General features: G+C 74.1%; 3 protein-coding genes. All 3 read left to right on the top strand.

The window, feature by feature from the left end; translation table 11 throughout:
* The first annotated feature begins 3 nt into the window (after window positions 1-3).
* A complete protein-coding gene (locus GTY47_RS07740) occupies window positions 4-348 on the top strand; it encodes a MazG-like family protein (RefSeq protein ID WP_010036885.1) in 345 nt (114 codons plus the stop codon).
* A gap of 93 nt (window positions 349-441) precedes the next feature.
* Window positions 442-1,809 (top strand): MFS transporter, encoded by a 1,368-nt coding sequence (locus tag GTY47_RS07735; protein ID WP_107500550.1) that lies wholly within the window; start codon window positions 442-444, stop codon window positions 1,807-1,809.
* On the top strand, window positions 1,769-12,406 hold the full coding sequence (locus tag GTY47_RS07730) for a hybrid non-ribosomal peptide synthetase/type I polyketide synthase (protein ID WP_029180965.1): 10,638 nt from the start codon (window positions 1,769-1,771) through the stop codon (window positions 12,404-12,406). The genes GTY47_RS07735 and GTY47_RS07730 overlap by 41 nt, the downstream gene beginning before the upstream one ends.
* Window positions 12,407-12,416 lie beyond the last annotated feature (10 nt).

The raw sequence follows: 12,416 nt of genomic DNA, 5'->3' as shown, positions 1-12,416 counted from the left end.
CCCATGAGTGATCACACGCCGCCCGTGCCCGACCTGTGGGCCACCATCGACACCCTGTCCGAGTGGCTCGACACCCACCGCCCGGTCGAGGGCCGCGAGGGCGTGCTGCTGCGCATCCTGAAACTGTCCGAGGAGGTCGGCGAGGTCTCCGAGGCGGTCATCGGCGCGACCGGCCAGAACCCGCGCAAGGGCGTGACGCACACTTGGGACGACGTGCAGGCGGAGCTGTGCGACGTCGTCATCACCGCGCTGATGGCGCTGCGGACGCTGACGCCTGAGGCGCGGGAGGTGTTCGGGCGGCATCTGGAGCGGGTGAGGGAGCGGTCGCTCTCCTCGGCACCGCGATGATCCGAACGCCCCCATGACCTGACCACGTCAGGTTACTCTGCGACGGAGACGCCGAGCGGCCGAACCCCGGCCCGACCAGGTGTGAGGAGTTTGGTGACGGGGGTGGACCGAGGGTTCCGGTTCCTGGTGGCCGCACACGCCGTGTCGGCCTACGGGACCTACCTCAACCTGATCGCGCTCAGCCTGTTCTCGTACGAGATCACCGGTACGGCCCTGGGGGTGGGCGCGGTGATGGCCGTACGGCTGCTCTCCGGCGTCACGGCGGGTCTCGCCGCCGGGGCGCTGGCATCCAGGGTCACGCGCCGGACCGTCATGGTGGGGACGGACCTGGCGCAGACCCTCGCCATGGTCGTGCTCGCGCTGGGCGCCCCGGACACGCCGCTGTGGGTACTGCTCGGGGCGGTGGTCGTGCTGGGCGCGGGCAACACGTTCTTCAACGTCGCCCTGCGCAGCGCGGTGCCGGTCTTGGTCGGGCAGGACAGCCGCGCCCGGGCGAACGGCGTGCTGGTGACCGCCCGTTCCGTGGCCACGGTGCTGGGGTTCGCGTCGGCCGCGCCGGTCATCGCCCTCGGCGGTTTCGGTGTCGCGTTCGCCCTCAACGGGGCGAGCTTCGCGGTGTCGGCCGCGGCCGTGCTGGTGCTCCGGCCGCGCACGGACGACGGGCCGGTGGACGACGCGCCCGAGGCGCCCCCGGAGCAGGGCGGCACCGGATCCCCGGGGGCCCGTGGCGGGTGGCTGCGGCGCCGGGGGGCGGGCCTCGGCAGGGTCGCGGGCCCGGGTCGTGTGGCGGGCCTCGCGGGAGCCTTGCTCGGCATGATCGCGCTGCGGGGTCTCGACGCCCTGGCGTCCGCGTCGCACAACGTCGCGCTGCCGCTGGCGGCGCACGCGGCCGAGCCGTCCGACCCGGCGGTGTTCATGACCCGGTTCTGGTCGGCGTGGGCCGTGGGCACCCTGCTCGCCCACCAGGTCCTCAAGCGCCGGTCGCAGGGGACGTCCTGGGGCGAGCGGGCGTTCGCGGTGGGCACCTGCGCGATGTCGTTCTGCTTCGTGGCGGCGTTCACCGGGCTGCCCGCCCCGGCCCTGACGGCGGCGGCCGTGGCGGCGGGGTTCGCGGACGGCTGGACCGAGATCGTCTACACGTCGCGCCTCCAGGCGGCCCCCGACCGGCAGCGCGCCCGCCTGTTCGGCCTGTCCGCCACCGCCGAGCAGTCCGGATTCGCCCTGGGCACGATGGCCGCGGCGGCCGCCCTGGAGGTTCTGCCCGCCCTGGCCGTGGTGGGCGTCTTCCACGGGGCGGCGGTGTGCGGGGCGCTGCTTCTGCTGCTGTTCCACCACCGATCCACCGCGAAGAACCACTCGCCCACCGGCGAGGACCGCTCACAGCATTCGCCGGCCGGCGAAGGAGAGGGAGAGGACGAGCATGGAACGTCTACGGGGGCAAGCCAGTTGCCGGGGCCCTGAACCCGAACGCACGCAGGGCGATCCGGTCGACGCCGTGCGGGCGCTGCTGGGCGCCGCCCGGTCCGCACCCGGCGGAGCCGTCGTCACCGTCGCAGCCGACGGCACGACGAGCTCACGGTCGTATCCCGAACTGCTGGACGCGGCACGCCGTGTGCTCACCGGCCTGCGGGCGCACGGACTGCGGCGCGGGGACACGGTGGTGCTGTGCGGGCTGCCGCTGGCCGAGTTCTTCCCCGCCTTCTGGGCCTGTGTGCTCGGCGGGGCCTTACCCGTGGCCATCGCCGAGCACCCCGCGCCGGGCTCCCCGGCCTTCGAACGCTTACGGCAGGCCTGCGCGTTGCTCGACGGGCCGCTGGTCCTGACCGACGAGCCCGGCGCGGCGGCGCTCGCCCACGCCACGCCCGCCCCTCGGGTCGCCCTGGCGCGAGAGTGTCTCGCCGCGCCGCCCGCGGACGGCCCCGACGGCCTCGTCGAACCGGATCCGTCCGACACGGCCCTGCTGATGCTGTCCTCCGGCAGCACCGGCGTGCCCAAGGCCGCCCGGCTGACGCACGCCGGGCTCGCGGACTTCGCGGCGAGCAGCCGGCGCATCCTTGACGTGCGCCCGGACGACACGATGGTGAACTGGCTGCCCGTCGACCACAGCGGCGCCTTCCTGCTCTACCACCTGCTCGCGGTCTTCACCGGCTGCACCAACGTCCACGCGCCCACCGACCGGGTGCTCGCCGACCCGCTGCGCTGGCTCGACCTCCTCCACGAACACCGGGCGCGGCACAGCTGGGCACCGACCTTCGCCTACCGGCTGGTCGCGGACGCGCTCGCCGAGCGGCCCGACGGCCACTGGGACCTGGGCGGCCTCAAGTCCCTGGTGTGCGGGGGCGAACGGGTCGTGCTGCCGGTGCTGCGCCGCTTCCTCGACGCGACGGCCCCGTACGGCGTGCGCGAGGAGCACATCGCCCCGGTGTGGGGCATGGCCGAGACGGTCACGGCCGTCACCTACGGCCGGCTGGACCGGCCGGGCACCGTGCACCGCCTGCTCAAGAACAGCCTCGGCGGCGACCTGGTCCGGGCCGGCGAGGACACCCCGGACGCCGAGTGCGTCACCTTCGTCGCCTCCGGCTCGCCCGCGCACGGCGTCACCCTGCGCATCGTCGACGACCGCGGCGAGCTCGCCCCGCCGGGCCGCATCGGCCGGCTCCAGGTCCACTCGGCCGCGCGGCTCACCCCCGGCTACGTGAACAACCCCGAGGCGGACGCCGCGGCCTACCCCGCCGGACGCGACTGGCTCGACACCGGCGACCTCGCCTTCCTCGACGACGGCCAGGTCGTCATCACGGGCCGCCGCAAGGATCTGATCATCCTCAACGGCCACAACGTGTACTGCCACGAGGTGGAGGAGACCGCCACCGCCGTCGAGGGCGTCCGGCAGGGCGAGGTCGCCGCCTGCGGCATCCCGCACCCGGAGCGGGGCACGGAGGAACTCGCCGTGTTCTTCGTCAGCCGCGGCCCGGCCGAGGACCCGCGGATCGCCGCGGAGGTGAAGGCGGCGCTGTTCACCCGTCTCCGGCTCACCGCCGCGTACGTCCTGCCCGTCCCGGCGGACGAGTTCCCGCGGACGCCGGCGGGCAAGGTGCGCCGCGCCGAACTCCAGGGCCGCCTGATCGCCGGTGCCTGCGGCGCCGCCCCGGCCACGGCCCCGGCCGCCCGGGCGGACGCGGACGCCGTGACCCGGGCCGTCCGGGAGGAACTGAGCGCCGTGCTGGGCCGGCCGGCCGACGCGGACGTGCCGTTCTACGAACTCGGCCTGACGTCCGTCCTGCTGGTGCGCCTGCGGAACCGGCTGGCGGAACGCCTCGGGACGCCGATCGCCCAGACCGCCTTCTTCGAGCACCCGACGGTCACGGCACTCGCGGCCCATCTCGCGAGCGGCCCGGCGGCCTCGGCCGGGGCGGTCATGGCCGAGGAGAACACCGCCCTCGTGGACTCCCCCGACCGCCGCGTCGCCGTCATCGGACTGTCGCTGCGCTTCCCCGGCGCGCACTCGGTCGAGGAGTTCTGGGCCAATCTGCAAGGCGGCGTCGACAGCGTCCGGGTCTTCGGTGAGCAGGAGCTCGCGGCGGCGGGCCTGTCGCCGGAGCAGCGCCGCGCGCCCGGGCTGGTGCCCGCCGCCGGAGTCCTCGACGGCGTGGAGGAGTTCGACGCGGACTTCTTCGGGATGAGTCCCAAGGAGGCCGGACTGACGCATCCCGCGCACCGGCTGTTCCTGGAGTGCTGCCACCAGGCCCTGGAGGACGGCGGCCACGCGGCGACCGCGCCCGGCGTCCGGGTGGGGGTGTTCGCCGGGTCGGGCATGAACCTCTACGACCACCAGCAGCAGCCCGCGACCGGCTCACCGTACGACCCGGCGGACCCGGCCGCCGGCATGCAGTCGGCCATCGGTCAGGAGCCGGACTTCCTCGCCACCCGCGTCGCCTACCGGCTCGGCCTCACCGGCCCGGCGATCGGCGTGCAGACGGCCTGCTCCACGTCCCTGGTCGCGGTGCACCTCGCGGTCCAGGCGCTGCTCACCGGGGAGGCGGACCTCGCCCTGGCGGGCGCCGCGGCCGTGCACCTGCCCCAGGAGACCGGCTATCACAGCCACCCTGGGTCGATCCTGTCCCCCACCGGACGCTGCCGCGCCTTCGACGCGGCGGCCGACGGCACCGTCGGCGGCAACGGCGTGGCCGCCGTCCTGCTCAAGCGCCTCGACCGGGCGCTGGCCGACGGCGACACCGTGCACGCGGTGATCCTGGGCTCGGCGGTCAACAACGACGGCGCCGCCAAGGTCGGCTTCAGCGCGCCCGGTGTCGAGGGGCAGGCCGAGGTCGTGCGCCAGGCGCTGCGCCGGGCGGAGGTGCCCGCGGAGACGATCTCGTACGTGGAGGCGCACGGCACGGGAACGCGGCTCGGTGACCCGGTGGAGCTGACGGCGTTACGGCGGGCGCTGGTCGAGGAGCCGGGAGGTTCCGCTCGCTTTGGCCCCTGCGTGGTCGGCTCGGTGAAGCCGAACATCGGGCATCTCGACAGCTGCGCCGGAATGGCCGGGCTCATCAAGACGGTCCTCATGCTGCGCGACCGCACCCTGGTGCCGACCCCGCACCTGACCCACCCGAACCCCGAACTTCCCCTGTCGGACGGCCTATTGACGCTCGCCACGGAACTACGGCCGTGGCAGGTGCCGGACGGCGTGCCCCGCCGGGCCGGGGTCAGCGCGCTCGGTGTCGGCGGCACCAACGCCCATGTGGTGCTGGAGGAGGCCCCGCCCGCACGCCCTCGCCCCGCCCCCGGACTGCCCGTCCTCGTCCCCGTGTCGGCCCGCGACCCCGAGGCCCTGGAGGAGCTCACGGCCGCGCTTCGCGACCGGCTGCTGGCCCGGCCCGGCCTCCCGGCCGCCGACGTGGCAGCCACCCTGGCCCTCGGCAGGCCGCACCGCGCGGCACGCACCGCCGTGGCCGGGCGCACGGCGGCCGAACTCGCCCACGCGCTGGGGGAACAACGCCCCCTGACGTCCTCCCCGCTCGGCCCGGTCGCCTTCGCGTTCGCGGGCCAGGGCAGCGCACGTCGCGGCATGGCGAACGGCCTGTACGGCGCGCACCCGGCCGCGCGTGCCACGCTCGACCGGTGCGAGGAGGTCTACGCCGCGGAGTTCGGCGGCAGCCTGCTCGCGCGGCTGCTGACCGCCCCCGCTCCCACCGGCAGCCCCGCGGACGACGAGATCTGGCCCACCGAGACCGCGCAGGCCGCTCTCTTCGCCCACCAGGCGGCACTGGCGGACGCCTGGCGGGCGGCCGGGATACGCCCCGGGCTCCTGCTCGGGCACAGCGTCGGCGAGTACGCCGCCCTGTACACGGCCGGTGCCCTGACGCTGGAGGACGGGCTGCGGCTCACCTCCTGGCGCGGGCGGCTGATGCAGACCCGCTGCCCGGCCGGGGGCATGCTCGCCGTCCGGGCCGACCGGGCCACCGCGCGGCGCATCGCGCTGGCCGCCGGTGCGGAGCTCGGCGCGTTCAACGGCCCCCACGCCCAGGTGCTGTCGGGTCCGCCGCAGGCCCTGAAGGAGGCGGCGGGGCTGCTCGACCAGGAGGGCCTGCGGTGGCGTGCGCTGCCGGTCGACCGGGCGTTCCACTCCGCCGGGATCGACAGCGCCCTGGACGAGTTCCGGACCCGCGCGGGCGGCGTGACGTACCGTCCGCTGCGCACCCCGCTGGTGAGCACGGCCGACGGTGAGCTGCGCCGGGCGGGCTGGACGGCCGACGCGGAGTACCTCTGCCGTCAGGCCCGGCAGCCGGTCCGCTTCGACCTCGCCATGGACAGGGCCGCCGGGCAGGGCTGCCGGGACTTCGTGGAGATCGGGGCCGGGCGGACCCTCACCGGCCTCGGCAGGCACTGCGTACCCGACAGCCGCTGGGTGGGCGGGCAGGGCGAAGGGGACGGGGCGGCCGAGCAGGCACACGGCTTCCTGACCGCGCTCGGCTCGCTGTACGGCAGGGGCGCGGACCTGGACTGGCAGGCGCTGACCGGTGACGGGGGCCGGGTGCCGCTCCCCGGGCATCCGCTGCGGCGGCGTGCGGTGCCGTACCGCGCGGAAGCGTCGGCGCCGGCACCCGGGAAGGCCGGCTCGGACGACGACGTCCTGCGCGTGATCAGGGAACTGGCGGCGGACAAGCTCGGCCGCCCCACCGCCGACGTCGCACCGGACAGCTCGTTCTTCGAACTGGGCGCCGACTCGCTCTCCCTGATGAGCATGACGACGGAGCTGGAGCAGCGGTACGGCGTCCGTGTCCCGGTCCGTGAGGTGTTCGACTCGGCCGACACACCGCGCAGGCTGGCCGAACGGATCGCGCACCTGGGGGGAGAGGCGCCGGTGGTCCAGGAACCAGTGGTCGAGCAGCCGGCGGTCGAGCAGCCGGCGGCGCCCACTGCTCCGTCGGAGTCACCGGAAGGGCTGCACGCCCTGTTCGGTCAGCAGCTGCGGCTGGCGGAGCAACTCGTCGACCGCGTGGGCGACATGATTTCCCGTCAGTTGGACGTACTCGCGACCGCGCCACCCGCGCCACCCGCGCCACCCGCCGTGCACCCCACCCCCGCACCGGCACCCGGCCTCAGCCCCAGCACCAGCCCCTCCGCCGCGCCCGCCGCAAGCGGCGACTTCAGCCTCTACTTCTTCGGCGACTACCCCGAGGACGCCGACCACGACAAATACGGCCTGATCATGGCCGCCGCGGACTTCGCCGACCAGCACGGTTTCCACGCCCTGTGGTTCCCCGAGCGGCACTTCAACTCCTTCGGCGCGCTCTTCCCCAACCCTTCGGTACTGGCCGCTGCCCTCGCCGCCCGCACCAGCCGGATCCGGCTGCACGCCGGTTCCGTGGTGCTGCCGCTGCACCATCCCGCCCGGGTCGCGGAGGAGTGGTCCGTGGTCGACAACATCTCCGGCGGCCGGACGGGCCTGTGTTTCGCGAGCGGCTGGCACGCCACCGACTTCGCGCTCGCGCCGCAGCACTTCGGCCGGCACCGGGAGGTGATGTACGAGCATCTGGCGACCGTACGGGACCTCTGGTCGGGCCGGGCGGTGCCGACGACGGCGGGCGACGGCACCCCCGTCGAGATCCGCCTGCACCCCCGCCCCGTACAGGAACGGCCGCCGATGTACGTGGCCGTCGTGGGGAACCCGGACAGCTACCGCCGGGCGGCCGCCGAGGGCCTCGGCGTGGTCACCAATCTGATGACGCAGACGGTGGAGCAACTGGCCGAGAACATCGCGCTGTACCGGCGCTGCCGTGCCGAGCACGGTCTCGACCCGGCGGCCGGGCGGGTCGTGGTGCTCGTGCACACCTACCTGGAGGACGACGCGGAGCGGGCGCGGGCCGAGGCCTACCGTCCTTTCCTGTCGTACCTGCGCTCCTCGCTCTCCCTCTTCGACCAGGTCACCAACAGCCTCGGCTTCCAGGTGGACCTGGAGAACACCCCCGAGGAGGACGTGGAGTTCCTGCTCGGTCGCGCCTACGAGCGCTACTGCGCCTCCCGCGCCCTGATCGGCGACGAGCACACGGCCACGGAGACCGTACGGCGGCTGCGGGAGGCCGGAGCGGACGAGATCGCCTGCTTCGTGGACTTCGGCGTACCGAAGGAGAAGGTGCTGGCGGCGCTGCCGGTACTGGACCGGGTCCGCCGGACGACTCCCGGAACCGCGCCGCAGGCGGTGCCCGAGCCGCGCCGACGGCCGCTGACCCCCGCCCAGCGCCGCATCTGGTTCCTGGAACAGCTGCACCCGGGCGCCGCCATGTACCACGAGCCCAAGGCGATCCGCCTGGACGGCCCCCTGGACGTCGCGGCGTTGCGATGGGCGCTGCACCGCGTCACGGACCGGCACCCGGCGCTGCGCACGGTCTTCGGTGACACGGCCGGTGTCCCCTACCGGGAGATCCGCGACCGTATGCCGCTGGACTGCCCGGTGGAGGACCACACGGGCTCGACCGAGGAGGAGGCGCTGCGGGCGGCACTGGCCGCCGCCGGCAGCCACGGACTCGACCTGTCCACCGGCCCCCTGGTCTCCGCCCGGCTCCTGCGTCTGGCGGAGGACCGGCACCTGTTGTTCCTCCTGGCCCACCACATCGTCTTCGACTCCTCCTCCACGGCCGTGCTGGCCCGGGACCTCGCCGCGTACTACCGCGCCCGGCAGCGTGGCGACGCCGCCGCCGAACCGCCGCCCCTGCCCGAACCGCCGGCCCCGGCCCCACCGGACACCGCCCGCTCCCTGGACTTCTGGCGGCGGCACCTCGGCGACGCGCCGGAGCTGACCCTGCCCACCGACCGCCCCCGCCCACCGGTCAGGACGGGAGCGGGCGCGAGCCTCACGCACGCCCTCGACGCGGAACTGACGGAGGGGTTACGGAGGTTCGCGGCCGGGCACCGCGCCACCCTCTTCATGACACTGACCAGCGCGATCGGCGCGGTCCTGGGCCGTTTCAGCGGGCAGCGGGACGTGGTGATCGGCACCGCGGTGGCGGCCCGCCCCGCGGGCGCGGAAGACCACGTGGGCCTGTTCCTCGACACCGTGCCGCTGCGCCTGGACCTGACCGGCGACCCGGACTTCCCGACGCTGCTGCACCGGGTCCGCGAGAGCAGCACGTCGGCGTACGAACACCGCGGAGTCCCCTTCGACGAGCTGGTCGGGGCGCTCAACCCGCGTCGCGACCCGGGCCGCAATCCGCTGTTCCAGGTGATGGTGGAGTACGAGAACGAGGGCGAGGCCCTCTTCGACCCGCCCCGCCTGACGGCCACCCTGCTCGACGTCCCGAGCGCCCGCGCCCCGTTCGATCTCAGCGTCTACCTCACCCACCACGCGGGCGGCGTCCGCTTCATGGTCGAGTACGACACGGCCCTCTTCGACGAGGCCACGGTGCGCCGCTTCGTGGACTACGTCGAACAGTTCCTGCGCCGCGCCCTGGACACACCGGCCGCGCCACTCGCGGAGCTGACCGCCCTCACGGCCGCGGACCGCACGGCCCTGGCCCGTCCGGAACGCCCCGGTCCGGAAGGGGAAGCAGCGCTTGCCACCCTGCACGGCCTGTTCGAGCGGCAGGCCCACCGCACCCCGGACGCCACAGCGCTGATCAGCGGGGAACAACAGGTCTCCTACGCGGACCTGGACGCGGCGGCCAACCGCCTCGCCCGGCAGCTGCGCACCAGGGGCGCGGCACGCGGAGAACGGGTCGCCGTACTCCTGCCCCGCGGCCCGCACCTGATCACAGCCCTGCTCGCGGTGCTCAAGAGCGGGGCGGCCTACCTCCCCCTCGACCCGTCCCTCCCCACCCCGCGCCTGTCGCTGCTGCTCACCGACGGCACACCCGTACTCCTGCTCACCTCCGGCACCGCGCTCGCCGAGCACCCGGACCTGGCGCCGGACCCGCCCGTCCTGCGGATGGACGAGGTGGACGGCACACTGCCGTCCACGCCCCTCCCGGACGGAGCGGGCCCGCAGGACCCGGCGTACTGCATCCACACCTCAGGCTCGACGGGCCGCCCGAAGGGCGTCGTCGTCCCCCACCGCGGACCGGTGAACCTGATCCATGGCCACCTGCGCCGCCACCCCGCGCTGCGCACCCTCCAATGGACGTCAGCGGCGTTCGACGTCAGCGTGCAGGAGATCTTCACGACGCTGGCCTCGGGAGCCGCTCTCGTCCTCGTCGACGACGCCGTACGGCACGACCCCGAGGCGCTGGCGCGGGCGGTACGCCACCACGGGGTACAGCGCATGTTCATGCCCTGCACCCCCCTGAAGTACCTGATGGAGACCGCCCCCCGCCTGCCCTCCCTGCGCGAGCTGTTCTCGGCGGGCGAGGCACTCCAGCTCACGCCCGCCTTCCGCCGCTTCCTCTCCACGCACCCGGACTGCGTGCTCCACAACCAGTACGGCCCGACCGAAACGTCGATCATCGTCACGTCGCACCGCGTCGACCCGGCCGGCGAGGAGTGGCCCCCGATCGGCACGCCGGTGCCGGGGGCGCGCGTCCTGCTGCTGGACGACTCGGGCCGGCAGGTCCCGGTCGGCGCAGTCGGCGAGATCCACGTGAGCGGCACGCCGGTCGCGCTCGGCTACCACAACCGCCCCGCCGAGACCGCCGCCGCGTTCCTCGACGACGGTGCGGGCGGGGTGCTGTACCGCACGGGCGACCTGGGCCGCCTGCGCACGGACGGCACGCTGGAGTACCGGGGCCGGGCGGACGACCAGGTCAAGATCCGCGGCTACCGCGTCGAACCGGGCGAGGTCCAGTCGGCGTTGACGGCACTTCCCGGGGTCCGGGACGCCGCGGTCCTGCCACGCCCCGACCGCCACGGTGACATGGTGCTGGTCGCGTACGTGGTGCCCACCGAACCGACGGTCTCCTGGCATTCCTTGCGCACCGCACTGGTGGCCGAACTGCCGGACCACCTGGTGCCCCGCCGCTGGGTGGTCCTCGACCGCCTCCCGGTGAACGCCTCCGGCAAGCTGGACCGCACGGCCCTGCCGGATCCGGGGGACGAGTACGCCGAGCCGTCGCGGACCGGGCCGGCGACGGCCCTGGAGAAGACGCTGCACGACGTGTGGGGCGAGGAGCTGGACGCCCGGCCGATCCCGGTCACGGCGTCGTTCTTCGAACTCGGCGGCCACTCCCTGAGCGCGATCCGGCTGCTGAACCGGATGCGGGAGGAGGCGGACATCGACCTCACGATGGCCGACTTCTTCCTGGATCCGACGATCCGGGGCATCGCGACGCGTCACCGTGTCGTGGACACCGCGCCGATGCCCTCGACCCTGCGCCGCCTGTGGCGCCGCCACCACGCACTCCCCGACCCGAGCGTCTACAACATCGCCCACCGCACGGACCTGCGCGGCGACCTGGACCCCGAGGTCCTGCACCAGGCCCTGAAGGACCTGGTGGCACGCCACCACGCGCTCCGCAGCAGGCCGGTCCGCCGAGAGGACGGACAGTACGAGGTCGACATCCTGGCCCAGGTCCCCGTGACGCTGCCGATCACCGACCTCCGCGCCCACGCCGGGGATGCGGAGCGCCTGGACCGCTGGTGCCGCGAGCAGGTCGCCGCCCCGTTCCGGCTGGACCAGACCCCGCTCTTCCGCTTCCGCCTGGCCCGCCTCGCCGAGGACCACTGGGTCATGGTGACGGTCTTCCACCACGCGGTGTGCGACGGCTGGTCCCTGAGCATCATCAGGCGCGACCTCCAGGAGCTGTACAACGCGCGACGATCCGGAACTGCCCCACAACTACCGGTCGATGTCGCCCAGTTCACGGACTTCGCCCGCTCGGAACACGCCCTTGCGGACGACCGGAGGAAGGCCCTGGAACGCTTCTGGCGCACAGAACTGGAAGGCACTCCCCTACGCCCGCCCCTCCCCTACGACCACCCGCACCCGGGCAAGCTCTCCGGCCGCGGCGCCCTGCACACCTGGACCCTCACCGACGACACGCCCGCCCGCCTGACCGACGCGGCCACCCGCCTGGGCACCACGCCCTACACGGTCCTGGCGGCCACGTTCGCCACCTGGCTGGCCGACCTGTGCGGCACACAGCACGACATCGTCCTGGCGGCCTCCAGCGCTAACCGCGTCCGACGCGACCGCTCGGAGATCGTGGGCCTCCTGGGCGACGCGGTACTCCTACGGGCCCGGCTGTCCGCAGCGGAGACCTTCCCCGACCTGGTGTCCCGGCTGAGCACCACCCTCTTCACGGCCCTCGACCACCAGGAACTGCCCCTGACGGACGTGGTGTCCCTCGTCTCGCCCGAGCTGAAGGACGCCCTGTTCCCCACGGTCCTGTTCACCGTGATCACCACAGACCCCCCGACCCTGAACCTCCAGGAGGTCTCCACCACCGTCCACGCCCTCCCGATCCAGGGCGTGGCCCGCAACGAGCTCTACGCGGTGATCGCCCCGGAGGCCGACACCATCATGGTCACCTTCGAGTACTCGACGGACCTGTTCACCCGGGAGACGGTCGAGGCGTGGGCGAGGTCCTTCACCGAGGCACTGAGATCGGCGGTGGACTCCATGCCCTGAGAGGTCGGGC

The organism is Streptomyces sp. SID5464, assembly GCF_009862985.1.
Lineage (GTDB): Bacteria > Actinomycetota > Actinomycetes > Streptomycetales > Streptomycetaceae > Streptomyces > Streptomyces chartreusis_D.
The sequence above is the reverse complement of the archived record's forward strand: the minus strand, read 5'-3'. Positions and strand labels throughout refer to the sequence as shown.